The sequence below is a fragment of the Terrabacter sp. BE26 genome (genome assembly GCF_041941675.1).
Taxonomy (GTDB): domain Bacteria; phylum Actinomycetota; class Actinomycetes; order Actinomycetales; family Dermatophilaceae; genus Terrabacter.
The window spans coordinates 3,187,621-3,211,999 of sequence record NZ_CP090122.1; the positions used below are offsets into that span (position 1 = coordinate 3,187,621).

The window sequence follows — 24,379 nt, forward strand, 5'->3', positions numbered from 1 at the left end:
ATGCGTGGCGTGCTCGACCGGTTGGCCCTCTTCGTGGCCACCGTCTGTGCCGGGCTGTGCGTGCTGCTGTCCACCGCCGTGGTCGCCTGGACGCTCACGCAGCGCCCGGGTGCGGTCGGCCAGATGGTCGCCTCCGGGCCGTCGGTGGGCGTCGCCCGGTTCGCTGCCGTGATGGTGGTCGTGGCAGTCCTGAGCGGTGTGGCGGGGTACGCGCTCACCTCGCGCATCCGCGCTCACGTGGAGGGCTCCTCCCGTGATCTCGTGGAGCTCGCGACCCGCTTCGCCGCGGGGGAGCCCCGCCTCACGCCCGTCCACTCCGACATCGAGGAGATCGACCTCGTCTCGGGGGTCATGACCCGTCGCGCGCACGACATGACCAAGTCGCTCGCCGCCGAGCGCGACTTCGCCGCGGACGCCTCGCACCAGCTGCGCACCCCCCTGACGGCCCTGCTGATGCGCCTCGAGGAGATCTCCGAGACCGACGACGCCGACGTGGTCAAGGAGGAGGCGACGATCGCCATCGCCCAGGTCGAGCGCCTCACCAGGGTCGTCGACGACCTGCTCGGGCGGACCCGCGGCGCGGGCGGCCCCGCCCCGGCCGTGTCGCTCGACTCCGTCATCGCGGCCCTCCAGCGGGAGTGGCAGCCCGCCTTCGAGCAGGCCCGCCGGTCGGTGCGCGTGCGCGGCGAGCGCGGCCTCTTCGTCCGCTCGACGCCGGTCGCGCTCTCCCAGGTCCTCTCCACGCTGCTCGAGAACTCCCTCGTCCACGGCCGCGGCACGGTCGACGTCCACGCCCGTCGGTCCGGGCCGTCGGTGATCGTGGAGGTCAGCGACCAGGGCGACGGCGTGCCCGCCGCGATGGCGCCCCACATCTTCGAGCGCTCCGTCAGCAGCGGCGCCGGCGGCAGCACCGGCCTCGGGCTCGCGCTCGCCCGCGACCTCGCCGAGTCCAACGGCGGCCGCCTCGATCTCGTGCAGGCCCAGCCCGCGAGGTTCGCGCTGTTCCTCTCCGAGGCCGAGACCGACTGACGGCTGGGGCAGTCTCGCGCGAGGTGGTCCGGGACGGCCCGGACCACCTGCGTGCACCGGTTCGAAGCAGCCCGGAACTCCCTGCTCAGCGGGATAGGGTGCCCCGGTGAGGCGCCTGCATGAGTACCTGTTCGTGCGCCACCGGCACAACTGGCTGCTGCTGCTCCGGTTCGCGGTGGTGGGCGCCTCGGGCGTGCTCGTCAACCTGCTGACGCTCGTCGTCGTCAAGAAGCTCGGGCCGAGCTTCGACCAGGCGATCGTGGGTCTGCCCGGCACCGAGTACAACGTCCGGTGGTACCACCTCTACTCGACCATCGCCTTCCTCGTGGCCAACCTCTGGAACTTCCAGCTCAACCGGTCGTGGACCTTCGGCACGAGCCGGCACGCGCGCTGGTGGCGCGAGTACTGGCCCTTCCTGGCTGTGGGCCTGCTCGGTCAGGTGGTCGGACTGGTGCTGCTGACGATGCTGATGCACCTCGACTCGCCGATCCACCTCTCGCTGGCCCTGCTCGACGACTCCACCGGCTTCCGGACGCGGCTCTACTGGGCGCAGCTGATCGTCATCGCCGTGGTCACCCCGGTCTCCTTCGTGCTCAACAAGGTCTGGACCTTCGCCGCCGTGCGCACCAAGCACCCGGAGCTCGCCGACCCGGCCCACGTCGAGGCGGTCCTCAGCGAGGACGACGACACCGCTGCTGCGGACCAGCCCGCTGGGGCCCTGCCCCGGTCGGGCCGGCACGACCCGGTCGGCTGACGCCCACTAGGCTTGGCGGTCGTGAGCCAGCCCAAGCGCGCCCCCGGAGGATTCCCCGTCGTCGGCGTGGTCGGGGGTGGACAGCTCGCCCGCATGATGCAGGGCCCGGCCGTCGAGCTCGGCATCCAGCTCTCGGTGCTCGCCGAGAGCGACACGGCGGCTGCTGCCCTCGTCGTGCCGAGCTCGCCCGTGGGTGAGCACACCGACTACGAGGCGATCCGGGCCTTCGCCGAGCACTGCGACGTGGTCACCTTCGACCACGAGCACGTGCCGCCGCACGTGCTCGAGGCGCTCGAGGCCGACGGCGTGGCGCTGCACCCCTCGCGGGCCGCCCTGCACTTCGCGCAGGACAAGCTCGCCATGCGTGAACGGCTCGGCGCGCTCGGGATCGCCTGCCCCCGGTGGACCCGCGCCACGACCGCCGACGAGGTGACGAGCTTCGGCGACGCGGTCGGCTGGCCCATCGTGGCCAAGACCCCGCGTGGCGGCTACGACGGCAAGGGTGTCGCGATCGCCTCCTCCGCCGACGACCTCACCGAATGGATCGAGCGCATCGGCGAGCCGGGCCCCCTCGAGGGCGGGCTCCTGCTCGAGGAGAAGGTCGGCTTCGTCCGCGAGCTCGCCGTCCTCATCGCCCGCAGCCCGTCGGGCCAGGCCGCCGCGTGGCCGGTCGTCGAGACGGTCCAGACCGACGGCATCTGCACCGAGGTGCTGGCCCCCGCCCCGGGGCTCGACGCCGACCTCGCCTCCGTGGCCACCGAGGCCGCGCTGCGCATCGCCGGTGAGCTGGGCGTGACCGGGGTGCTGGCCGTCGAGATGTTCGAGGTCCCCGCCCCCGACGGTGGGTCCTCCTACGTCGTGAACGAGCTGGCCATGCGCCCGCACAACAGCGGCCACTGGTCGATGGACGGCGCCGTGACGGGCCAGTTCGAGCAGCACCTGAGGGCGGTGCTCGACCTGCCGCTCGGCGACCCGCGCCCTCGGGCGCCCTGGACCGTCATGGCCAACGTGCTGGGCGGTGACTACGAGCACCTCTACCCGGCATACCGGCACATCATGGCGCGCGACCCCGGCGCCAAGGTGCACGTCTACGGCAAGGGCGTGCGACCGGGCCGGAAGATCGGCCACGTCAACGTCAGCGGCGCGGACCTGCAGGACGCACGTGAGCGCGCGGGCCACGCCGCGGACTACCTGCGAGGAGTGATCACCGAATGAGCATCGACGCCGTGGGTCGGGCCCCGGCTCCCGTGGCCGGGATCGTCATGGGCAGCGACAGCGACTGGCCCGTGATGCGCGAGGCGGCCCGGGCGCTCGAGGAGTTCGGCATCCCCTACGAGGCCGACGTCGTCTCGGCCCATCGCATGCCGGACGAGATGATCGCCTACGGCCAGGGGGCTGCTGCCCGTGGCCTGCGCGTCATCATCGCCGGTGCCGGGGGAGCCGCGCACCTGCCGGGCATGCTCGCGTCCGTGACGCCCCTGCCGGTGGTCGGGGTCCCGGTGCCCCTGAAGTACCTCGACGGCATGGACTCGCTGCTCTCGATCGTGCAGATGCCGGCCGGGGTGCCGGTCGCCACGGTCTCGATCGGCGGGGCTCGCAACGCCGGCCTGCTGGCCGCACGGATCGTCGGGACCGGCAGTGACGAGCTGGCCGCCGAGGTGCGCGAGCAGATGGTCGCCTTCCAGGCGGAGCTGCGCGACCAGGCCCACGCCAAGGGCGTGAGGCTGCGCGACGAGGTCGCGCGCGGCCTGGACTGAGCCTGCGCCGCGCCACGGTCTCAGTCGGGCAGCGCCAGGAAGCCGCGCACGACTGCGGTGAAGACGGCCGGCTGGCTCGCGTGGACCAGGTGTCCCGCGTCGATCCGTACGAGCCGGCCGTCGGCGACCGTCTCGGCCAGCTCCCTGACGTGCTCGCTCGGCATCGGACTGCTCGGACCGCCCCAGACGAGGAGCGTCGGTGCCCGGATGCCCGCGATGATCTGGGCCCACTCCGGGTCGGGCTGGTCGATCTGGGCTCGGATCTGCAGCACCGCCTCCCAGTCGAAGGCCAGGTCGCCGTCGGGCCGGGTCGGGGGCTGCGGCTCCCGAGGGTGCGGCACCGGGACGTCCTCGAGGACGAGGCGGTGGACGAGCTGGGGACGCCGGCTCGCGAGCAGGCATGCGACGAGCCCGCCGAGCGAGTGGGCCACGACGTCGACGGGGCGACCGTACTGGGACGCGAGACCCTCCGCGACCGCCTCGAGGTCCTCCGCGAGCTCGGTGAGCGCGTACCTGCCGGGCCGTGGGCTCGAGCCGTGCCCGCGCAGGTCGACGGCGACGACGAGCCGGTCGCCCGCGAGCCCCTCCGCGACCTGCGCCCAGTCGCCTGCGCTCTCGCCCGTCGCGTGGACGAGGAGAGCGGGCGGCCGCGCACCGGGGCTGCCCCAGCGCCGGGCGTGCAGGGGGACTGCTGCCACCGTCGGCTCCCGGTCGCCTCGGTGGCCTCAGTCGGTGACGGCGTTGGCGCCGTCGCCCGGCTGGATGCGGGGGTACTCGATCTTCGGGCAGGTGTCCATGACGACGGCCAGGCCCGCGGCCTCTGCCCGGGCGGCCGCGTCCTCGTCGACGACGCCGAGCTGCAGCCACAGCGCCTCGATGCCCAGTCGCTCGCGCTCGGCGATCGCCTCGTCGACCACCTGGCCCACTCGCTGGCTGTTGACGAAGCAGTCGACGACCTTGACCACCGTGCCGTCCGGGATGTCGGCGAGCGTCGCGTAGCCCTGCCGGCCGTGCACCTTCGCCGCGCTGGGGTGCACCGGTACCAGCCGCAGCCCGAGCTCACGCTGGAGCCACAGCGAGACCGCGTATGCCGTCCGGTCGGGGTTGGCGCCGAGGCCCACGACGGCCCAGGTGGCCGGCGTGTGGAGCAGGTCGCGGATGACGGCGGGGTCGTTGCGGTGCGCGCTCATGGCGCCATCCTCACACGGGTGCCCGATCCGTCCTGTCCAGCGCTCGTCCAGTCGGCCGTGGTTGGATGAGCAGATGCGATTTGGAATGTTTGTGCCCCAGGGCTGGCGGATGGACCTCGTCGGCATCGAGCCGGCCCAGCAGTGGGAGGTCATGGTCAACCTCGCCAAGCACGCCGACGACGGCGACGTCTTCGAGTCGATCTGGGTCTACGACCACTTCCACACGGTTCCCGAGCCCTCGAACGAGGCGACGCACGAGGCGTGGTCGTTGATGGCCGCCTTCGGTGCCGCCACGAGCCGCGTGCGTCTCGGCCAGATGTGCACGTGCATGGCCTACCGCAACCCTGCCTACCTCGCCAAGGTCGCCGCCACCGTCGACGTCATCTCCGGCGGCCGCACCGAGATGGGGATCGGCGCCGGCTGGTACGAGCACGAGTGGCGCGCCTACGGCTACGGCTTCCCCAAGGCCGGCGACCGCCTGGGGGCGCTCCGCGAGGGCGTGCAGGTCTTCCGCGACATGTGGACGAAGGGCTCGGCCACGCTCGACGGGAAGTACTACCAGGTCGACGGCGCCATCTGCGCGCCCCGCCCCCTGCAGGGCACGAGCCACCCGGGCAGCGCGACCAACGGCATCCCGATGTGGATCGCCGGCGGTGGCGAGAAGGTGACGCTGAAGATCGCGGCGCAGTATGCCGACTACACGAACTTCGACGGCAGCCCCGAGGGCTTCGACCACAAGAGCGAGGTCCTCCAGGGCCACTGCAAGGACCTCGGCCGCGACTTCGGAGAGATCGTCCGCTCGGCCAACTACAACGTCGTCATCGGCGAGACCGAGGCCGACGTCGAGGACCGCCTCCAGTTCTACGGCGAGCTGCTGCGCAAGGGCGGCGTGGCCGCCGACAAGGCCGCCGGCGCCGTCGATGACCTCCGCAAGCAGCCTGCGGTCGGCACGCCCGACAAGATCACCACGATGCTGAAGGACATGGAGTCGCGAGGCATGACGTATGCCATCACGTACTTCGCCGAGGCCGCCTACGACCGCTCGGGCATCGAGCTCTTCGAGCAGACGGTGGCCCCGGAGCTCAAGGCCTGACCCGACCCGCGAGTCGATGTGTCAGCGCATCTGCTGGGACGCGCTGACACGTCGACCCGTCACCGGGTGGCGAGTGGACGGGTGGGGAGCCGGGACGGCTACCAGGCGGTCCAGCCGCCGTCGACGGCCACGACCTGCCCGGTGACGTACGCCGACGCGTCCGAGGCGAGCCAGGTGACCACCCCGCGGAAGTCGTCCTCGGTGCCCATCCGGCCCAACGGGGTGAGCCGCTCGTAGCGCTCGACGAACGCCTCGTCCTGGCCGCGCGCGATGCCGCCCGGGGCGAAGGCGTTGACCCGCACCTGCGGTGCCAGCACGGTGGAGAGGTAGCGCGTCAGCTGCGCGAGACCGCCCTTGCTGGCGGCGTAGGCGGCCGGGTTGCCCATCCGGGTGCCCTCGTAGAGACCCATGTTGGGGCCGACGAGCCCGTAGATGCTCGAGACGTTGACCACGCTGCCGTGACCGCCGGCGCGCAGCAGCGGAGCGAGGCGACGCGTCAGCGAGAAGGGCGCGGTGAGGTTGAGGCCGAGCGCCATCGCGAAGGCCTCGTCGGTCTGCTCCTCGAACGGGACGGCATACCCAGGCACTCCGGAGGTGCCGGTGAAGGCGGCGTTGTTGACGAGCACGTCGCAGGCCCCCAGGTCGGTGACGGCCTCGACGACGTGCGACAGGCCCTGTGGGTCCAGGAGGTTGGCTCCGAGGGCGACGTGGCCCGAGCCGTGCAGGTCGTTCGCGGTTGCGGCACAGGCGGACTCGTCGAGGTCGACCACGACGACACGCGCCCCGGCCGAGGCGAGGGCGTCGGACAGGACGCGGCCGAGCGGGCCGGCGCCGCCGGTCACGACGGCGGTGCGCCCGCTGAGGTCGGTGGTCGGTGCACTGGTCATCGGGCGTCCTCCGGGGCGGTCGTGGCGCTTGTCTCGATCCATGGCAGGGAGATGAGGCCGGCGTCGACGAGGGCCTCGATGAGCCGGAACTCGTAGTCGTCGTCGATCGAGAACGCCTGGGCCTCGGGGATCTCGAGGCCCTCGTGGGTGCCCTCGTCGAACCACGAGGACTCGAGGCGACGGACGAAGTCGGCCCGCCAGAGGTAGAAGTTGCCGTTGATCCTCAGGAAGCGCCCGGCGTCCTGGCGGCGGGTGACGCCCGTGCCCGCCGGGAAGAACCTCGTGAGGGCACCATCCCGTGCGTCGTCGGGGCGCACTCCGACCCAGACCGGGTTGAAGGTGGGCTCGGAGACGCTGATGACCCCGTCGAGGGCCGGGTCGGCCGTGAGGCGCCGCACCGCCTCGGCCAGCTGCGCGGGGACCCGGGCCGGGCTCGTCGGGTCGAGCAGGAGGACGGCGTCGTATGCCGTGCCCTCCACGCCCTCGACCCACTCGAGGGCGTGGCGGACCACCGGGGCCATCGGGGTGTCGTCGGCGGCGAGCCCGGCCGGGCGCAGGAAGGGCACGTCGCCACCGTGGGCACGGGCGACCTCGGCGATCTCGGCCGAGTCGGTCGTGACGACGCACCTGGTGACCTCCGGCGTCAGTGCCGCGGCGCGGATGCTGTGGGCGAGGAGCGGCAGCCCCCGCAGGGGCCGGACGTTCTTGCCGGGCAGGCCCTTGGAGCCCCCACGCGCGGGGATGACGGCGAGCACACGCGGCGTCGGGTCGGTCACGAGCCGTCCTCCGTGTCGTGCCGGTCGTGCCGGGCGTCGCGCTGGGAGCCGGTGACGGGGGTGGTGCAGCGCGCGTCGAAGGCGCGGGCCTCGTCGCAGAGACGGACGGCGGCCACGCCCTCGGCGAGGGTGGCGGGCGCTCCCCGCGGGATGCGCTGCTGTGCCGGCGCCCAGGCGCGCAGCTCGAGCGCGGCCCGCGCCTGCGTGCCCATGACGATGTCGCGGTCGAGGTCGTGGTCGAAGACCTGCTCCGTCACGTCGCCGTCGGGGGTGGTGTGACGGATCGCGGCGCGCACCACGTCCCACTCGAGGATGCCGCCGGGGGAGTGGACGACGATGCCGCGGGTCGTGGGGCGGGTGGTGTAGTCGAGGCGCGCCGTGACGTCGAAACGACCCGCCACCCAGAGCAGGGTGGCTGCCTGGTCGGCGGCGATGTCCAGCGGACCGCTCGTCGCGACACGAGCCCCGACCAGTGTGGGCACGCCGAACAGCACTGTGGCGTAGTCGATCTCGTGGACGAGGTCGCGCAGCACGCCACCCTCGTCCGGGCGGGCGGAGTAGGACTCCCGGTAGTCGCGGGCGGGCCGCCAGTCGGGCAACCAGGACTGTGACCACACGTGGGCCGACCCGCCCTGGTCCAGGCGACCCACCAGGCGGTGCAGGTGCCGGAACGCCGCGTGCGCCCGCAGGGGAGCGGCGACCCACACGTCCCCGGACCGGGGGTGGTCCGTCAGGGCCGTCGCCTCACGGGCCGTCGCGGCGACGGGTTTCTCGACGAGGACGGCGGTCGCGCCCGAGTCCAGCGCCTGCACTGCGTCGGCGACGTGGCGGGAGGTGTCGGTCGCGACGACGACCAGGGCATCTCGCAGCGCCGCGGGGCCGGTCGAGTCGTCGAGCAGGCGCGCGCCGGTCGCCTCGTCCACGGTGTCGGCGGCGTCCGGGCCCAGGCCGCGGTCGCGGACCGGCCAGAGCGCCACGTCGGCGCCCTCCTGGCGGAAGACCCGCGCGTGGCGCTGCCCGATGGAACCGGAGCCACGCACGACGACGCGCATCGAGGACGGCGACAGGCTCGGCATCCCTGCAGGCTAGAGGACGAGGCCGCCGACCGCGCACGTCGGCGCCACCCGCACGGCGGCCGGACCGCCGCACCCCGCCTCCGGTGGGCGCCCGGTTCCGAAGTGCGCGGGTGGCTGGGCGGGTGGTTCCCACGTCACCGGTACCTTCGGGTCTGTGCCCCGCCCGCCCGTCAGCCCTGCGCCCACCGCCGGCCGTCCCGGTGCGTCGCTCGGCGGCCATGCGGTCATCTACCTCGTGGGCACGGCCCTGCAGGGCCTGGGGGTGCTGCTCGTGCTGCCCTTCGCAACCAGGGTGCTGGGGGCCGCAGAGTTCGGCCGCGTGGCGACGGGGCTCGTCCTCGTGCAGATGGTCGGCACCATCGCTGCCGCCGGCCTGCCGCAGGTGGTCCTGCGGGAGCACCACCGCGGCGCCGAGGGGCCGCGCGTCGCCCGGGCCCTCGCCGGGACGATGGTCCTGCTCGCCGTCGGGCTCGGCGTCGTGGGCCTCGCTCTGGCCCTCGTCCTGTCGGCAACGGGCCACGCCGACCTCGGGCAGTGGGTGCCGCTGGTGGTGGCCGCGGTGGCACTGACGACCGTGGTCGCGGGCCAGACCCTGATGCGGGCACGCCTGCAGCCGTGGGGCTTCCTGGCCCTCGCCGTCCTCGCGACGGTCGGGGCCCAGCTCGCCGGACTGCTTGCGGCGCGTGGCGAGCCCACCGCGGGGAGGTACCTGACGGCATACGCAGGCGTCGTGCTCGTGGCGGCTGTCCTGGCGCTGGCCCTCGCGCGGCCGCTGCCGCCGACCGTCGAGCGCGAGCGCGTCAAGGCAGGGATCCGCCTCGCCGCGCCGCTGCTCCCACAGGCGGCCGCCATGCTCGGCCTGCTCTCCGGCGACGTCCTGCTCGCCCGTGCCCTCGTGGGCGAGGCGGGGGCCGGCACCTACCAGGTCGCCCTCCAGCTCGGGAACATGCCCTTCGTGCTCGCGGTCGCCCTCTTCAACGCGTGGGGTCCGCTCGTGCTGTCGCACCCGCTCGAGCGCCGGTGGGCGTGGACGGCCCGGACGGGCACGGCCCTCACCACCGTGGTCGCGGCGGGAGCGGCGGGGGTGGCGCTGCTCGGGCCGTGGCTCGTCGCCGTCATGGCCGACCCCGGTTTCGACCACGTCGCGATGGTGGGCGCCCTCGGCGTCATCTGCACCGTGTCGATCTCGTACATGCTCTACCAGGGATCCTCGCTGGCCGTCCTCGACGCGGAGCGCACCGGGCGACTCGCCTGGTCGGCGCTGGCCGCCCTGGCCGTCGTCGTGCTCGTCGCGCTGTGGCTCGCGCCCGGGGCAGGGGCCACGGGCGGCGTCGTGGTCATCGCCGTGGCCAAGGCCCTCGGCTACGTCGTGCTCATGGCCCTGACGACCGGCTTCGCCCGGACGCACTCCCCGCTGCGGTGGCCGCCCCGGGTGGCTGTGGTGGCCCTGGGCGGGGCGGCGCTGGCGCTCGCGGGCGCCGTCCTGCCCCTCGACGGTCCCGGAGCCTGGCTGCGCCTGGCCCTCGCCGCGCTCGTCGCAGCAGGCGCCCTCGTCCTCGCGCCGCGGATCATGCGGGTGCTGCGCGGATAGGATGAGGCGCTCGTGCGGCCCACCCCGGGCCGGCGGCACCGACACGCAGGAGAGACGCTTTCGTGGTGACACCGCTCGTCCACATGGGCCTGGGCTACGACGACCTGCTCGTCCCTGCGCTGGTGCACGCCGGTTTCGAGACGAAGGACCTCGTGCTCATCGCGCGGACCGACGCCAACCTCTCCTGGGTGCGCCGGCACGCCCCGCGCGCCACCATCGTCCGGCTGCCGTATGCCGCCGCGCGCAAAGCCAACGTCGTCAGTGGCCTCGCGCCCCACGCCGCGCTCAAGCGGGCCTGCGCAGGCGTGGGTCTCGACCCCCTGGACATGCTCGTGTCGGAGCGGGCGCTGCGCCGCAACCGCGTCGACACCGCGATGAACTTCCTCAACCTCGCCGCCGAGGAGCTCGAGGCCGTCATCGCCGAGAGCGGCCCCGTGCTGGCCCTCGTAGAGTTCACCGTGACCTCCGAGCTGCTGACCGCTGGTCTCGTCACCCACCACGGCGGGCTGGCGACCTGGCCACGCGGCATACGGCTGCCGTCCGACCGCTTCGGGCTCATCGGCGCGCCCAAGGGCATCACGCTGTGGGAGCGGCAGGTCGAGGACCCCTCGGCTGTGGCTGCCGGCCAGCAGTTCATCGACACGTGGCGCGCCGAGCACGGCCGGCCGATGGGCTTCGCCCGCAACCTGCAGGTCGAGACCGGCCAGGAGATCTGGCGGCTCGCGAGCGACCGCATCAAGGAGTTCGCCCTCGACCGGGGTGCGAACCTCCAGCTGCCCAAGCCGTCGGACTACGCCCGCCTGCCCTGGCTCAACCCGGTCAAGGCGCGCCTCAACCTGCGCGAGTACCAGGGCCGTCGCTGGGACCCCGTGCCCGAGAAGTTCGTGTTCCTGCCGCTGCAGGTGCAGCCCGAGTCGAGCGCCGACGTCATGGGCCAGGAGTGGCGCGACCAGGCCTACACCGCCAGGGTCCTCGCCGAGGCGCTCGCGCCGCTCGACATCGGTGTCGCCGTCAAGGAGCACGCGCACTTCATGTGGCGCCGCGACCCCGACTACTGGCCGCAGTTCGACGCGCACCCCAACATCGCCGCGATCGACCCGTTCGCCGACTCCCGTGAGCTGATGAAGCAGGCCGTCTTCACCGTCACGGCCACCGGCACGGTGGGGCTCGAGGCCGGGCTGCTCGGGCTTCCCGTCGTCACCGGGGCCGAGATGCCGTGGAGCGGGCTCGGCAACGTCGCGCGCCTCGACTCGCCCGACGACCTCACGCAGTTCGTCGCGGACCGCGGGTGGGAGTCGCTGCGCGCCGACCAGGCGTCCATCGACGAGTGGTTCGTCCGCGAGTACGTGCGCAACTCGTGGGAGGGCCTCGTGCTCGACCCGCCGCGCGTGCCTGCGGTCCTCGAACCCGACAACATCCGCAAGGTCGGCGGCGCCCTCGCCGAGGCGGCTGCCTCGCTCGGCCACCGGCCCGGCGTCCCCGCCGATGACGCCGCGGCGCGGCCGTCCGCAGCCGCGGGCGCCGGACACCCGTCGACCGGGACGGCCTGAGGTGACCGACGAGGCCGGTTGGGTCGTCCTCGGCGCCGGCGGCCACGCCCGCTCGGTCGTCGACGTGCTCGAGCGCGCCGGCCAGGCGGTCGTCGCCGTCTCCGGCAGCGCCCCGCAGGGGCAGCCGTGGCACGTCGAGGTGCTGAGCGACGACCGGGCGGCCCTGGAGCTCGCGACAGCCCGGGGGCTTCGTCTCGTCGTGGCCATCGGGGCAGGGCCGGCCCGTACGCGTCTGGTCCGCGAGCTGCTGGCCCGCGGGCTCTCCGTCCCGCCCGTCGTGGCCGCCACCGCCACCGTCTCGCACCGAAGCATCCTCGGAGCCGGCTGCGTCGTGCTGGAGCACGCCCACGTCGGCCCCGCCAGCCGTCTGGGGGAGGCGACGCTCGTCAACACCGCGGCCGTCGTCGAGCACGACTGCCGCGTGGGCGTCGGCGCCCACATCGCTCCCGGCGCCGTCGTCCTCGGCGGCGCGTCGGTCGGTGACGGGGCCCTCGTCGGCAGCGGCGCCCGGGTGCTGCCGCTCGTCACGGTGGGGGCTGGCGTCACCGTCGGTGCCGGCGCCGTGGTGACCGCCCACGTCCCCGACGGCGAGACGGTCGTCGGCGTCCCGGCTAGCGTGCGCCCCCGAGCCACCCCGGCCCCCCACCTGTCTGGAGATCCCGCATGAGCGACCCGTTGAATGCCGTGACACCGGTCCCGATCGGCACGGTGCTCGTGCCGACGCCCGGTGACGTCTTCGTGATCGCCGAGGCGGGCGTGAACCACAACGGCGACATCGACCTGGCCCACCGGCTCGTCGACATCGCGGTGGCTTCGGGCGCCGACGCGGTGAAGTTCCAGACCTTCTCGCCCGACAAGCTCGTCTCGTCGGCGGCCGCCACCACGCCCTACCAGCGCGACCGCGGCGGCTCGACCGACCAGCGCAGCCTCCTCGAGGCGCTCACCCTGCCCAAGGAGGCCTGGGTCGAGCTGCGCGACCACGCCACCGAGGCCGGCACGACCTTCCTCTCGACGCCCTTCGACCTCGACAGCGCCGAGATGCTCGTCGAGCTGGGGCTGCCGGCCCTCAAGGTGAGCTCCGGCGAGCTGACCAACCTGCCCTACCTGCGCGAGATGTCGCGGCTCGGGGTCGTCCTGCTCGTCTCGACCGGCATGGGCACCGAGGAGGAGGTCGAGGCCGCGGTCGAGGCCTGCGCCGACGCCCCCGGGCTCGTCCTCTTCCACTGCGTCTCGGCCTACCCCGCGCCCGTCGACGAGTGCAACCTGCGGGTCATCCCGCGCCTGACCGAGCGGCACGGCATACCCGTGGGTTGGTCGGACCACACGCCCGGTCTCACGACGGCGCTCGGCGCCGTCGCGCTCGGGGCGCCGATCCTCGAGAAGCACTTCACGAGCGACCGCGCGCTCCCGGGACCCGACCACCTGGCGAGCCTCGAGCCGGCCGAGCTCACCGACTACGTGGCCTCGACGAAGCAGCTGGCCCGCGCGCTCGGCGACGGCGTCAAGGTGCGCATGCCGTCGGAGGAGGAGAACGCCGTGCTCGTGCGCCGGTCCTGGCACGCCGCGCACGCGCTCTCTGCGGGCACCGAGCTGACCGGCGACGACCTGCAGCTGCTGCGTCCCGAGGGCGGCGTCAGCCCCGCCGTCGACATCCGCGGGCGCGTCGTGGCCCGCGCGGTCGAGGCCGGCGCCCCCGTCACCGACGCCGACCTCGAGCCCTGAGCCGCGTGGTGTTCGCCCCCCTCACCATCGCCGCCTTCGTCGGGACGCGCGCCGACCTCGGCCCGCTCTCGCCCGTCCTCGAGGCCCTGCAGCGCGCCGACGACGTGGCCCTGCGCGTGCTGACGGGAGTCATGTATGCCGCCGACGACCTCGTCGCGGCCCTGCCCACGAGCGCCTCCGAGGAAGCGTGGCGTGACGTCGTCGTGCCGCTCGCCGAGCCCATGGCCGAGGTCGGCGTCGAGGCGCAGCTCGAGCAGGGAGCCGTCCTGTCGCGGGCCACCGGGATCGTGCTGCGCGAGCACTCGGTGGACGTGCTGGTCGTCCTCGGCGACCGGTGGGAGCTGCTGTACATCGTGCCGCCGGCGGTGCTGCTCGGGGTGCCGGTCGTGCACCTGCACGGGGGAGAGGTGACCGAAGGGGCGCTCGACGAGCGGGTCCGGCACGCCGTCACGAAGCTGGCCGACCAGCACTGCGTCGCCTCGGAGGACGCCGCCGCCCGGGTGCGTCAGCTCGGCGAGCCGGCCGAGCGCATCCACGTGACCGGAGCGCCGGGGCTGGACCGGCTCGCGGCCGCGCGGCCCCTTCCCGACGAGGAGCTGGCTGCGCTGGTCGGCGCCCCCGTCGAGCGACCCCTCGCGCTGTTCACCTACCACCCGCCGACCGCCCACCCCGACGCCCCGGTGGGCGAGTGGGCCCGTGAGGCGGCCCTGGCGGCCCTGGCCACGTGCGGCACCGTCGTCGCCACCCACCCCGGGATGGACGACGGTCGCGACGAGATCCTCGCCGCCCTCACCGCGGTGGCGGCCGGCGAGCCGCGGCTGCGTCTCGTCGCGGCCCTCGGGCGCGACTATCCGCGCGTGCTCGCGAGCGCCGACGTCGTGGTCGGCAACTCCAGCTCCGGCGTCATCGAGGCGGCCACCCTGCACGTCCCCGCGGTCGACATCGGCGAGCGGCAGCGGGGGCGGCTGCGCGGCGACAACGTCGTGCACGCGGCCGAGGGACGGGCCGCGGTGGAGTCCGCGCTGCGGACTGCCCTGGCGCCCCGGTGGCGGGAGCACTCGGCCCACGTCACCAACCCCTATGGCACCGGTGAGGCCAGCGCCCGCATCCTCGATATCGTTCGGACAGCGGCACTCGCGCCGCGGGTCAAGCCGTTCCGCGACCTGCGGTCGTCGAGGGCGGCGACAGCGCCGGCGATGCCGGTCCACGCCGACCAGGCCGACCACAACGACCACACCGACCACACCGACCGGGAGGAGGAGGAGGAGGAGTGACGGCTCGAGACCTGCGCGCGGCCTGCGCGCCGACCACGGCCACCATCCGCGAGGCCCTCGAGGTCGTCGACCGCAGCGCCACGCTCGTCTGCCTCCTCGTCGACGACGACGGCCGGCTCGCCGGACTGCTCACCGACGGGGACCTGCGCCGGGCCGTCCTCAAGGGCTCGAGCCTGGAGGACCCCGCGCTCGACCACGCCACGCGTTCGCCGCACGTCGTCCCGGCAGGTTCTCCCCGAGCCCTCGTGCTCGACCTCATGCAGGCGCTGCGCATCTCCGCGGTGCCCGCCCTCGACGGGACCGGCGTCCTCGTCGGCCTCCACACCCTCTCGGACGTCGTGGGGTCCCCACCGCTGCCCAACGTCGCGGTCGTGATGGCCGGCGGCCGCGGCACCCGCCTCGGCCACCTGACCAAGGACACGCCCAAGCCGCTGATGACCGTGGCCGGGCGCTCCATCCTCGAGTGGATCGTGCTCGGTCTCGTCGGCAACGGCATCCGAGACATCTACGTCAGCGTCAACTACCTCGCGGACCAGATCGAGGAGCACCTCGGCGACGGCTCCCGCCTCGGCTGCACGGTGCGCTACCTGCGCGAGGACCCCGACCGGCCACTCGGCACGGCCGGCTCGCTCACGCTGCTGCGCGAGGAGCGACCCGACCTCGACGCGCCCGTGCTCGTCATGAACGGCGACCTCATGGTCGAGTTCGACGCGGAGGACCTGCTCGATGCCCACCGGCGTTCAGGCGCGGTCCTCACGGTGGCGACGCGCACGTACCAGCACGAGGTCCCCTTCGGAGTCGTCGAGAGCACGGACGGCCGGGTCACGGGTGTCTCCGAGAAGCCGACGCTGACCTTCGACATCAACGCGGCGGTGTATGCCGTCGAGCCACGTGCGCTGGCCTGGCTGCCGGCCGGCGAGGCCAGCACCATGCCGGGCCTGGTCGAGACCTGCCTCGGGCGCGAGGAGCCGGTCACGGCGTGGCCCATCCAGAGCGAGTGGATCGACGTCGGCACACCGAAGGACCTGGCCCGCGCCAAGGGCCACCCGTGAGCGACGACCAGACGACGAGAAGGCAGCTGTGACGACACATCCGGGCACCACCATCTCCGCCGGCGACCCCGGCTCCGACGCAGCAGCCGACGCAGGAGGAAACCTCGTTGCCCGCCCGGTCGAGGGCTCGCTCGCCGGCAGGACCGTGCTCGTCACGGGGTCCGACGGCTTCATCGGGTCCCACGTCGTGGAGCGCCTCGTGACCGAGGGGGCGCAGGTGCGTGCCTTCTGCCTCTACAACTCCAACGGCTCGACCGGCTGGCTCGACGAGTCCGAGACGTTCCGCACGGCGGTGCGCGACGGCCAGGCGGAGGTCGTCCTCGGCGACATCCGCGACCCGGAGCACGTCTCAGCAAGCACCGAGGGCGTCGACGTCGTGCTGCACCTCGCCGCGCTGATCGCGATCCCCTTCTCCTACGTGGCTCCCCGCTCCTACGTCGAGACGAACGTCATCGGCACCCTGAACGTGCTCGAGGCGGTCCGCCGGCACGGCACGCCCCGGATGGTCAACACCTCCACCTCCGAGGTCTACGGCACGCCGGAGGAGGTGCCGATCACCGAGGCGCACCCGTTGCGGGGCCAGTCGCCCTACTCCGCGACGAAGATCTCCGCCGACAAGATGTGCGAGTCGTACGCCCTGTCGTTCGAGACGCCCGTGACCACCCTGCGCCCGTTCAACACCTTCGGGCCGCGCCAGTCCACTCGCGCCGTCATCCCGACCGTCCTGTCCCAGCTGCTCGCCGGGGCCAGCCAGCTCAAGCTGGGCGACGTCAGCCCCAAGCGGGACTTCACGTTCGTCACGGACACGGCCGACGGCTTCGTCCGCGCGGCCCTCACCGACGTGGCGCCCGGCACGACGATCCAGCTCGGCACCGGGCGCACCGTCTCGGTGGGCGACGTCGTCGAGCTGTGCCGCAAGGTCACCGGGAGCGACGCGGAGATCGTCACCGAGAGCGCCCGCATCCGTCCGGAGGGGTCAGAGGTGCAGATCCTGCTGTCCGACCCCTCGCGGGCCAACGAGGTGCTCGGCTGGGCGCCGACCGTCTCGCTCGAGGACGGGCTCGCTGCGACCGCCGAGTGGCTGCGGCCGCGCGTCGACCCCGAGACGGCCGGGCGGTACCACCGGTGACGGCCGCCGGCAGTGCTTCGGGCGGCGCAGCCGGGGCGGCCCCGGCCGCCGAGGCGCACGCGCCCGGCGCCCGCGGACCCGAGGGGACGATCCCGCTCGCCGTGCCCAACATCGGTGAGCTCGAGCGCCGCTACGTCCTCGAGGCCGTCGAGTCCGGCTTCGTCTCGTCCGTCGGCCCGTTCGTGTCCGAGTTCGAGCGGCGGTTCGCCGAGAAGGTGGGTTCGAAGCACGCCATCGCCTGCGCCACCGGCACCGCCGCCATCCACATCGGCATGATCCTGCTCGGCGTCGGGCGCGGCGACGACGTCGTGTGCTCCGACTTCACCTTCGTCGGCTCCGTCAACCCCATCGCCTACTGCGGCGGCCGTCCCGTCCTCGTCGACGCCGAGACGACGACCTGGAACCTCGACCCCGCGCTGCTCGCAGCCGAGCTCGACCGCCGGGCCGTCGCGGGGGAGGGCCAGCCGAAGGTCGTCGAGGTCGTCCACGTGCTCGGCCAGCCCGCCGACATGGCACCGCTGGTGGACGCCTGCGAACGACACGGCATACCCGTGCTCGAGGACGCAGCCGAGTCCCTCGGTGCCACGTGGACGGCCGGGCGCTACGCGGGCCGGCACACCGGCACGGTCGGGCGCATCGGCTGCTTCTCCTTCAACGGCAACAAGATCGCGACGACCGGCGGCGGCGGGATGATCGTCACCGACGACGACGACCTCGCGGCCCGCGCCCGGCACCTCACGACCCAGGCCAAGGTGCCCGACGTCGGCTACCTCCACGACGAGGTCGGCTACAACTACCGCCTCACCAACCTCGCCGCGGGGCTGGGCCTGGCCCAGCTCGAGCGACTTGACGAGTTCGTCGCCGCGAAGCACCGCATCGCCGCCCGCTACGACGAGGCGTTCGCCGACCTGCCGCTCGTGCTGCCCCCGCGGGTCGAGGGCCTCGGCGCGACCTACTGGCTGTACTCGGTGCTCGTGCCTGCCGAGGACGGGCGGGGACGGGACGAGTTCCTGGACCACCTGACCGGTCTCGGTGTCGGGGCGCGAGCCCTCTGGCGGCCCCTGCACGCGCAGCCGCCGTTCCTGTCGGCGCCCGTCCTCGGTGGGGCCGTCGGCGAGGGGCTCTTCGCCCGTGGGATCTCCCTGCCCTGCGCGACAGACCTCTCCGACGCCGACCAGGATCGCGTCATCGCGGCGGTCCGCTCCTTCTTCGGCTGACCGGTTCGGTGCGTCGCCGGTCGAGCGCCGACGACCCTGGACGAGGCTAGGAGCGGCCACCCGGTATACGGCAGGATGACGAGGTGGAGATCGCGATCGGCCTGCTCGCCATCACCGCCACGGTCCTCGGGGGGTCGTGGCTGGCCGACCGGTTCGACCTGCCGGCACCGCTGGTCCTCATCGTCATCGGGATCCTCGGCTCCTACCTGCCCTTCGTGCCCCAGGTCGCGCTGTCGCCCGACATCGTGCTGCTCGGCATCCTGCCACCGCTGCTGTATGCCGCCGCGATCCAGACCTCGCTCGTCGACTTCCGCAACAACAAGGGGGTCATCCTGAGCCTCTCGGTCGGGCTCGTCCTCTTCACGGCCCTCGGGGTGGCCCTGTTCCTCCAGTGGGCCCTCGGGCTGCGCTTCGCGGTCGCCTTCGCGATCGGCGCGGTCGTCGCGCCGCCGGACGCGGTCGCCGCGACCGCAGTCGGACGACGCATCGGCCTGCCCCGGCGGCTCGTGACCATCCTCGAGGGCGAGTCGCTCGTCAACGACGCCACCGCGCTGGTCTCCCTGCGCACGGCGCTCGCGGCCGCCGGCCTGGCCGCCGGGGTGGCCACCGACGGCGTCAGCGTCGGCCGTGTGACGCTCGACTTCCTCTGGGCCTCTCTGGGTGGCGTCGCGGTCGGGGTCGCCGTGGCCCTGCTCGTCGGCGTGCTGCGTCGGTACTTCTCGACCGACCCCGTCTTCGACACGATCCTGTCGTTCATGGTGCCCTTCGCCGCCTACGTCCCCGCCGAGGAGCTGCACGCCTCCGGGGTCATCGCGGTCGTGACGGCGGGGCTGATCCTCGGGCACCGCTCGCCGCGCACCCAGTCGGGTGCCTCCCGACTCAGCGAGCGGATCAACTGGAGCTCGATCCAGTTCCTGCTCGAGAACGCCGTCTTCCTGCTCATCGGCCTGCAGGTCTTCTACGTCTTCGCCAAGGTCCGTGAGTCCAACCTCCCGCCCGGCCAGATCGCGCTCGCCGCGTTCGGCACGCTCCTCGCGGTGCTCCTGCTGCGCCCGCTGTGGGTGTTCCCCTTCCGCCTGCTGCGGACGAAAGTCACCCACCAGGACCCGGACGCCCCGTGGTCGCACACGGTCATCCTGTCGTGGGCCGGCATGCGAGGGGTGGTGACGCTGGCCGCCGCCCTGCTGCTGCCGGCGAGGACACCGCACCGGGACGTGCTCGTGCTCATCGCCGTCGTCGTCACGGTCGGGACCCTGCTCATCCAGGGCACCACCTTGCCGGCGCTCGCCCGACGTCTCGGCGTGCGCGGGCCCGACCCTCGCGAGGACGCGCTGCAGGCCGCCACCGTGCTGCAGTCGGCCACCCGCGCCGGCCTCGACGTGCTGGACGCCATGCCCGACGTGGACGAGGCCACACGCGAGCTGCTGCTCTCGCGCTCGGAGGACCGGCTCAACCAGATGTGGGAGCGGCTCAGCCCACGCAGCGGCGATGCGGACGAGACGCCGAGCGCCAAGTACCGGCGGGCCCGGATGCAGATGCTGCAGGCCGAGCGCAACGAGGTGCTCCGCCTGCGCGACGAGGGCCGCGCCGACGACGCCGTCCTGCGGGTCGTGCTCGGCTCACTGGACCTCGAGGAGACGGTGCTCGACCGGGTCGACGACCAGGAGAGCCGCCTGGCGCCGAGCGAGATGCTGCCCGTGGACACCATCGAGTCACCCTGCCAGCACCTCCAGCAGGTCGACTCCCTCCTCGAGCCCCGCACGCCCCAGGGCTGCGAGGAGTGCCTGCGCGAGGGCACCGTCTGGGTCCACCTGCGCCTGTGCCTCACGTGCGGCCACGTCGGCTGCTGCAACTCCTCCGAGCGCAAGCACGCGCGCGCCCACTTCCACGAGACCGTCCACCCGGTGATGCGCTCGATCGAGCCGGGCGAGGCCTGGCGCTGGTGCTACGTCGACGAGGTCGTCGGCTGACCCACGGCCGGGCCGGGGTGTGAACCGGGGTGTGAGCCGGGGTGTCAGTCGAGTCGTTGCGTCACGATGTGCTCGTCGCCGTCGTGGACGACGGTCGTCCAGGCGCCCTGCACGAGCGCGAGCATGGGCTGCACGTGCCCGCACTCGACGTCGGCGACGATGGGCACACCGAGCATGCCGAGGGCGTCGACGACGGCGGCGTGCTGGGTGAAGCCGTCCGGCTCGGCGGCCTTGGTGCGCGACACCAGGATGCCGTTCGCGGCGTCGAACCAGCCGCGCAGCCGCATCGCGTGGAGGGCGCGGCAGATGTCGTGGGACCGCCACTCGGCGATGTCGAGGGCCACCACGACCCCCTCGGGCGCGTGGTCACGCGCGAAGCCCGCGATGTCGGCGAAACGCCCGCCTGCCAGGAAGCTGAGTGTCTCGACGCAGCCCGCGACGAGGCGGCCGGAGAAGGTGATCGGCTCGTCCTCCTGCCCCGGGTCGATCCGGCTCCAGGTGCCGCGCCCCTCGAGCGTCATCGACGTGACCGTCGGGCGGGCGGCGTAGTCGTCCCAGCCCCCCGAGCGGTGGCGGCCGGGGGAGTGCTGGGCGACCTCGTCGCCGGCCGCTGCCCCCGCGACGTCGACCCAGTGGAGTATGCCGTCCGGCACGGCATACGGGGTGTCCATGAGGTTCTGCCCGTGGATCGTCGCGATGCCCGTGGTCAGCGTCAGCGGCGTGATCCACGTCGAGGTGTCCGAGAAGCCGACGCACCACGTGGGCTCGGACGCGGCAACGGCGTCGAGGTCGAGCAGGTCGAGCAGGTCGATGCAGGTCTCCCCACCCCACGGCGGCACGACGGCCCGGATGGTCGGGTCGAGGAGCATCGCCATGAGCTCGGCCGCCCGCGCCTCACGGGGCCCGCTGACGTGGCTGGGCGCGTGGTTGAGCTCGCCGACGACCACGTCGAAGCCGCGGTCGCGGAGGCAGCGGACGGCATACTCGAACCGTCCCCACAGTGCGTCGGGGACGCCCGAGCTCGGTGACGTCACGCCGATCCGGTCGCCGGGGCGCAGCGGGACGGGGTAGCGGATCGGCATGGCCGACATCGTGCCAGCCGTGCCGACCCGCTCTCGCCCCGTTTTCGTCGCGTTCTCGCGCGCCCTCAGGCCTTCGCGGCGGAGAAGCCCTGCTCGAGGTCGGCGAGGATGTCGTCGATGTGCTCGATGCCGACCGACAGGCGCACGAGGCCGGGCGTGACACCAGCGGCCAGGCGGTCGGCCTCCGGGCCCTGCGAGTGCGTCGTCGACGCCGGGTGGATGACCAGCGAGCGCACGTCGCCGATGTTGGCGACGTGGCTGTGCAGCGTCAGCGCCTCGACGAACTTCTTGCCCGCCTCCAGGCCCCCGGCGATCTCGAAGGACAGCACCGCGCCGGCGCCGCGGGGCGCGTACTTCTGCGCCGTCGCGTAGGACGGGCTCTCGGGCAGCGACGCCCACACAACCCGCTCCACCTGCTCGTGGCCCTGGAGGAACGCGGCCACCTTCGCGGCGTTCTCGAGGTGGCGCTCGATGCGCAGCGACAGCGTCTCCAGGCCCTGGGCGATGAGGAACGCGTTGAACGGCGCGGCGGAGGGCCCGAGGTCGCGCAGCAGCTGCACCCGCGCCTTGAGGATGTAGGCGAGGTTGGCCCCGAGGGGGCTGCCGACGCCGAGGTCCCGCGCGAAGACGAGGCCGTGGTAGCTCTCCTCCGGCGTGTTGTAGTTCGGGAACTTCTCCGGGTCCGCGGCGTAGTCGAACCGGCCCGCGTCGACGATGACCCCGGCGATCGAGGTGCCGTGGCCGCCGAGGTACTTCGTGGCGGAGTGCACGACGACGTCGGCGCCCCACTCGATGGGCCGGATGACGAAGGGCGTCGCGATGGTGTTGTCGACGACGAGCGGCACGCCGTTCTCGTGGGCGACGGCGGCCACGGCCTCGATGTCGAGCACCTCGGCCTTGGGGTTGGCGATGGTCTCGCCGAAGAAGGCCTTGGTGTTGGGACGCACGGCCGCGCGCCAGGAGTCGATGGACGTCGGGTCCTCGACGAAGCTCACCTCGACGCCGAGCTTGCGGAAGGTGAACTTCAGCAGGTTGACGGTGCCGCCGTAGAGGCTCGGGGAGGCGACGATGTGGTCGCCGGCCTCGGCGATGTTGAGCAGCGCCAGGGTCGTGGCGGACTGGCCGGAGGCGACGAGGAGCGCGCCGACGCCACCCTCGAGCGCCGCGACGCGCTGCTCGACGACGTCGTTCGTCGGGTTCATGATCCGCGTGTAGATGTTGCCGAACTCCTTGAGCCCGAACAGGTTTGCGGCATGGTCTGTGTCGTTGAAGACGTAGCTCGTCGTCTGGTAGATCGGCAGTGCCCGGGCGCCGGTGGTGCCGTCGGCGGACTGTCCGGCGTGGATCTGCTTGGTCTCGAAGGACCAGTGGGGCTCGGTCATCTCTGGCTGCTCTTCCTCGGTCGTGTCGATGACCGGGCCTGGCGTTCGGCAGCCGGCGCACCGACGGGTCGGTGCGGGAGAGGGTCTCTCGGGAGGTCTCTCCGCGCTTGCCCACGCGCCGGGTGGCGTCGACGGGCCAGGTCCTCACCCGGGGCACCCCACCGCGGTTGGAGGGTTGCCGGCCAGCGAGCCGGGGCTTGTCGCTGGCACTCATGACCTAGCGCCGAGTGTACGTACGCGTGCTCACCCGACGTGAACGGGTGTCCTCATCGTGGACGTCGAGACGGCATACGGCGCCCGCGTCTCGGCCTCGTCTCGGCCTCGGCTCCGGAAGTGCGCCGCGGCGCGGTTGGCGCGCTGTTCCGGGTCGCGCGGAGCACGGAAAGTGCGCCGTGGCGCAGTTGGCGTGAGCGTGGGTGGCGTCGATCACTAGGACGTCCTACTAATCCGAACTCACGAGTAGGATCACCGATCGTGAGCACGAACGCCGACTTCGACCTGTTCCGGACCAGCGAGGACCACGAGGCCCTCCGAGCGGCAGTCCGCGCGGTCGCCGAGGACAAGATCGCCCCGTATGCCGCCGCCGTCGACCAGGAGGCGCGCTACCCCCAGGAGGCCCACGACGCCCTCGTCGCCTCCGACTTCTTCGCCCCGCACGTGCCCGAGGAGTACGACGGCGTCGGAGCCGACGCGCTCGCCACCTGCATCGTCATCGAGGAGGTCGCCCGCGTCGATGCGTCGGCCTCGCTCATCCCCGCCGTCAACAAGCTCGGCTCGCTGCCGCTCATCCTCGCCGCGAGCGACGCGGTCAAGTCCCGTTACCTGCCGCCGCTCGCCAAGGGGGAGACGACCTTCTCCTATGGCCTCTCCGAGCGCGAGGCCGGCTCCGACACCGCGTCGATGCGCTGCCGGGCCCGCCAGGACGGCGACGGCTGGGTGCTCAGCGGGCAGAAGTCGTGGATCACCAACGCCGGCGTCTCGGAGTACTACACGGTCCTCGCGGTCACCGACCCCGACGGCCCGCGCGGCGGTAACGTCACGGCCTTCGTCGTCGAGAAGTCCGACGAGGGGTTCACCTTCGGGGAGAAGGAGCGCAAGCTCGGCATCAAGGGCAGCCCCACGCGCGAGCTGCACTTCGACAACGTCCGCCTCCCCGGCGACCGCGTCGTCGGCCAGGTCGGCGACGGCCTCAAGATCGCGCTGCGCACGCTCGACCACACCCGCGTCACCATCGGCGCGCAGGCCGTCGGCATCGCGCAGGGTGCACTCGACCAGGCCCTCGCCTACGTCAAGGAGCGAAAGCAGTTCGGCAAGCGCATCGCCGACTTCCAGGGCATCCAGTTCATGCTCGCCGACATGGCGATGGAGCTCGAGGCCGCGCGCCAGATGGTCTACGTCGCGGCCGCGAAGTCCGAGCGCGGCGACAAGGACCTCCCGTTCTTCGGGGCGGCCGCCAAGTGCTACGCCTCTGATGTCGCGATGAAGGTCACGACCGACGCCGTGCAGCTGCTCGGCGGCGCCGGCTACACCAGTGACTTCCCGCTCGAGCGGATGATGCGCGACGCGAAGATCACCCAGATCTACGAGGGCACCAACCAGGTCCAGCGGCTCGTGATGGCACGCCAGCTGCTGAAGTAGCAGGGCCGGGCGAGCGCGCGGGCGCGCGACCGTGTGGCGGTGGGCGTGCCCAGGGCGGCTCGGCCGCACGCTCGTTCCCGGCGGCCGGTCACGGTTCTCCCAGCGAGTCCCCGACGTGGCAGGGGTAGTTTCGCGGGGCGGTAGGCTGGCTCGGCCCGGTGCGGGTCGCGAACGCCTGCTGCACCCCATCGCCCCGAACGAGAAGGATCC

Annotated in this window: 22 protein-coding genes and 1 riboswitch; of the genes, 15 read left to right on the forward strand and 7 right to left on the reverse strand. The window is 73.0% G+C overall.

Features of this window, described 5'->3' with window-relative positions; all coding sequences use genetic code 11:
* The 4 genes from LQK93_RS14630 to purE all read left to right on the forward strand — a co-directional run bounded on the left by LQK93_RS14630 (nt 1) and on the right by purE (nt 3,540).
* On the forward strand, nt 1-1,029 hold the full coding sequence (locus LQK93_RS14630; protein ID WP_374968510.1) for a sensor histidine kinase: 1,029 nt from the start codon (nt 1-3) through the stop codon (nt 1,027-1,029).
* A 106-nt stretch (nt 1,030-1,135) separates the two neighbouring features.
* Nucleotides 1,136-1,783, forward strand: coding sequence for a GtrA family protein (locus tag LQK93_RS14635; protein WP_374968511.1), 648 nt, complete (start codon nt 1,136-1,138; stop codon nt 1,781-1,783).
* A 21-nt stretch (nt 1,784-1,804) separates the two neighbouring features.
* Complete coding sequence (locus LQK93_RS14640) at nt 1,805-2,998, forward strand: 5-(carboxyamino)imidazole ribonucleotide synthase (protein ID WP_374968512.1); 1,194 nt, start codon at nt 1,805-1,807, stop codon at nt 2,996-2,998.
* Nucleotides 2,995-3,540 carry a 5-(carboxyamino)imidazole ribonucleotide mutase gene (purE, locus tag LQK93_RS14645; protein ID WP_374968513.1) on the forward strand — a complete coding sequence of 182 codons (546 nt, stop codon included), beginning with the start codon at nt 2,995-2,997 and terminating at the stop codon, nt 3,538-3,540. Before LQK93_RS14640 ends, purE begins: the two co-directional genes overlap by 4 nt.
* A gap of 20 nt (nt 3,541-3,560) precedes the next feature.
* Here purE and LQK93_RS14650 read toward each other — a convergent pair whose 3' ends face one another.
* Both LQK93_RS14650 and LQK93_RS14655 read right to left on the reverse strand, forming a co-directional pair.
* Nucleotides 3,561-4,238: an alpha/beta fold hydrolase gene (locus tag LQK93_RS14650; RefSeq protein WP_374968514.1), complete on the reverse strand. Its 678-nt coding sequence runs from the start codon at nt 4,236-4,238 to the stop codon at nt 3,561-3,563.
* Between the two features lie 27 nt (nt 4,239-4,265).
* Nucleotides 4,266-4,730, reverse strand: a complete 465-nt coding sequence (locus tag LQK93_RS14655) for a CoA-binding protein (protein ID WP_374968515.1) — start codon at nt 4,728-4,730, stop codon at nt 4,266-4,268.
* A gap of 73 nt (nt 4,731-4,803) precedes the next feature.
* On the opposite strand from LQK93_RS14655, the gene LQK93_RS14660 reads away from it, so the two are divergent.
* Complete coding sequence (locus LQK93_RS14660; protein ID WP_374968516.1) at nt 4,804-5,823, forward strand: LLM class F420-dependent oxidoreductase; 1,020 nt, start codon at nt 4,804-4,806, stop codon at nt 5,821-5,823.
* 98 nt (nt 5,824-5,921) lie between these two features.
* Here the strand turns inward: LQK93_RS14660 and LQK93_RS14665 are convergent, their stop codons facing one another.
* The 3 genes from LQK93_RS14665 to LQK93_RS14675 are packed head-to-tail and all read right to left on the reverse strand — an operon-like array spanning nt 5,922 to nt 8,562.
* Nucleotides 5,922-6,710, reverse strand: coding sequence for an SDR family oxidoreductase (locus tag LQK93_RS14665; RefSeq protein ID WP_374968517.1), 789 nt, complete (start codon nt 6,708-6,710; stop codon nt 5,922-5,924).
* On the reverse strand, nt 6,707-7,486 hold the full coding sequence (locus tag LQK93_RS14670) for a cytidylyltransferase domain-containing protein (protein ID WP_374968518.1): 780 nt from the start codon (nt 7,484-7,486) through the stop codon (nt 6,707-6,709). Before LQK93_RS14670 ends, LQK93_RS14665 begins: the two co-directional genes overlap by 4 nt.
* Nucleotides 7,483-8,562: a Gfo/Idh/MocA family protein gene (locus LQK93_RS14675; RefSeq protein ID WP_374968519.1), complete on the reverse strand. Its 1,080-nt coding sequence runs from the start codon at nt 8,560-8,562 to the stop codon at nt 7,483-7,485. The genes LQK93_RS14670 and LQK93_RS14675 overlap by 4 nt, the downstream gene beginning before the upstream one ends.
* A gap of 154 nt (nt 8,563-8,716) precedes the next feature.
* On the opposite strand from LQK93_RS14675, the gene LQK93_RS14680 reads away from it, so the two are divergent.
* The 9 genes from LQK93_RS14680 (at nt 8,717) to LQK93_RS14720 (ending at nt 20,067) form a co-directional block, all read left to right on the forward strand.
* Nucleotides 8,717-10,153 (forward strand): lipopolysaccharide biosynthesis protein, encoded by a 1,437-nt coding sequence (locus LQK93_RS14680; RefSeq protein ID WP_374968520.1) that lies wholly within the window; start codon nt 8,717-8,719, stop codon nt 10,151-10,153.
* Between the two features lie 65 nt (nt 10,154-10,218).
* Nucleotides 10,219-11,703: a hypothetical protein gene (locus tag LQK93_RS14685; RefSeq protein WP_374968521.1), complete on the forward strand. Its 1,485-nt coding sequence runs from the start codon at nt 10,219-10,221 to the stop codon at nt 11,701-11,703.
* 1 nt (nt 11,704) lies between these two features.
* The gene (locus tag LQK93_RS14690) at nt 11,705-12,370 is read left to right on the forward strand and encodes an acetyltransferase (protein ID WP_374968522.1); all 666 of its coding nucleotides are present in this window, start codon (nt 11,705-11,707) and stop codon (nt 12,368-12,370) included.
* Nucleotides 12,367-13,425, forward strand: a complete 1,059-nt coding sequence (locus LQK93_RS14695; protein WP_374968523.1) for an N-acetylneuraminate synthase family protein — start codon at nt 12,367-12,369, stop codon at nt 13,423-13,425. Before LQK93_RS14690 ends, LQK93_RS14695 begins: the two co-directional genes overlap by 4 nt.
* Before the next feature lie 5 nt (nt 13,426-13,430).
* Nucleotides 13,431-14,699 (forward strand): UDP-N-acetylglucosamine 2-epimerase, encoded by a 1,269-nt coding sequence (gene neuC, locus LQK93_RS14700; RefSeq protein ID WP_374968524.1) that lies wholly within the window; start codon nt 13,431-13,433, stop codon nt 14,697-14,699.
* Nucleotides 14,696-15,751 (forward strand): nucleotidyltransferase family protein, encoded by a 1,056-nt coding sequence (locus LQK93_RS14705; protein WP_374968525.1) that lies wholly within the window; start codon nt 14,696-14,698, stop codon nt 15,749-15,751. Before neuC ends, LQK93_RS14705 begins: the two co-directional genes overlap by 4 nt.
* Before the next feature lie 28 nt (nt 15,752-15,779).
* Nucleotides 15,780-16,880, forward strand: a complete 1,101-nt coding sequence (locus LQK93_RS14710) for an SDR family NAD(P)-dependent oxidoreductase (protein WP_374968526.1) — start codon at nt 15,780-15,782, stop codon at nt 16,878-16,880.
* On the forward strand, nt 16,877-18,097 hold the full coding sequence (locus LQK93_RS14715) for a DegT/DnrJ/EryC1/StrS family aminotransferase (protein WP_374968527.1): 1,221 nt from the start codon (nt 16,877-16,879) through the stop codon (nt 18,095-18,097). Before LQK93_RS14710 ends, LQK93_RS14715 begins: the two co-directional genes overlap by 4 nt.
* A gap of 83 nt (nt 18,098-18,180) precedes the next feature.
* Nucleotides 18,181-20,067 carry a Na+/H+ antiporter gene (locus LQK93_RS14720; protein WP_374968528.1) on the forward strand — a complete coding sequence of 629 codons (1,887 nt, stop codon included), beginning with the start codon at nt 18,181-18,183 and terminating at the stop codon, nt 20,065-20,067.
* A 44-nt stretch (nt 20,068-20,111) separates the two neighbouring features.
* On the opposite strand, the gene LQK93_RS14725 is transcribed toward LQK93_RS14720, so the two are convergent.
* A complete protein-coding gene (locus LQK93_RS14725; RefSeq protein ID WP_374968529.1) occupies nt 20,112-21,149 on the reverse strand; it encodes a S66 peptidase family protein in 1,038 nt (345 codons plus the stop codon).
* 65 nt (nt 21,150-21,214) lie between these two features.
* Nucleotides 21,215-22,561, reverse strand: coding sequence for a bifunctional o-acetylhomoserine/o-acetylserine sulfhydrylase (locus tag LQK93_RS14730; RefSeq protein ID WP_374971517.1), 1,347 nt, complete (start codon nt 22,559-22,561; stop codon nt 21,215-21,217).
* A 68-nt stretch (nt 22,562-22,629) separates the two neighbouring features.
* A riboswitch (SAM riboswitch) is annotated at nt 22,630-22,749 on the reverse strand.
* A 256-nt stretch (nt 22,750-23,005) separates the two neighbouring features.
* Here LQK93_RS14730 and LQK93_RS14735 point away from each other — a divergent pair.
* Nucleotides 23,006-24,169: an acyl-CoA dehydrogenase family protein gene (locus LQK93_RS14735; protein WP_374968530.1), complete on the forward strand. Its 1,164-nt coding sequence runs from the start codon at nt 23,006-23,008 to the stop codon at nt 24,167-24,169.
* Nucleotides 24,170-24,379: the final 210 nt, after the last annotated feature.

Excerpts from the sequence above, each read along its gene's own strand:
- LQK93_RS14655 (WP_374968515.1), bottom strand. The coding sequence starts at position 4,730 with ATGAGCGCGCACCGCAACGACCCCGCCGTCATCCGCGACCTGCTCCAC.
- LQK93_RS14725 (WP_374968529.1), bottom strand. The coding sequence starts at position 21,149 with ATGCCGATCCGCTACCCCGTCCCGCTGCGCCCCGGCGACCGGATCGGC.
- purE (WP_374968513.1), top strand. The coding sequence starts at position 2,995 with ATGAGCATCGACGCCGTGGGTCGGGCCCCGGCTCCCGTGGCCGGGATC.
- LQK93_RS14695 (WP_374968523.1), top strand. The coding sequence starts at position 12,367 with ATGAGCGACCCGTTGAATGCCGTGACACCGGTCCCGATCGGCACGGTG.
- LQK93_RS14665 (WP_374968517.1), bottom strand. The coding sequence starts at position 6,710 with ATGACCAGTGCACCGACCACCGACCTCAGCGGGCGCACCGCCGTCGTG.
- LQK93_RS14660 (WP_374968516.1), top strand. The coding sequence starts at position 4,804 with ATGCGATTTGGAATGTTTGTGCCCCAGGGCTGGCGGATGGACCTCGTC.
- LQK93_RS14630 (WP_374968510.1), top strand. The coding sequence starts at position 1 with ATGCGTGGCGTGCTCGACCGGTTGGCCCTCTTCGTGGCCACCGTCTGT.
- LQK93_RS14675 (WP_374968519.1), bottom strand. The coding sequence starts at position 8,562 with ATGCCGAGCCTGTCGCCGTCCTCGATGCGCGTCGTCGTGCGTGGCTCC.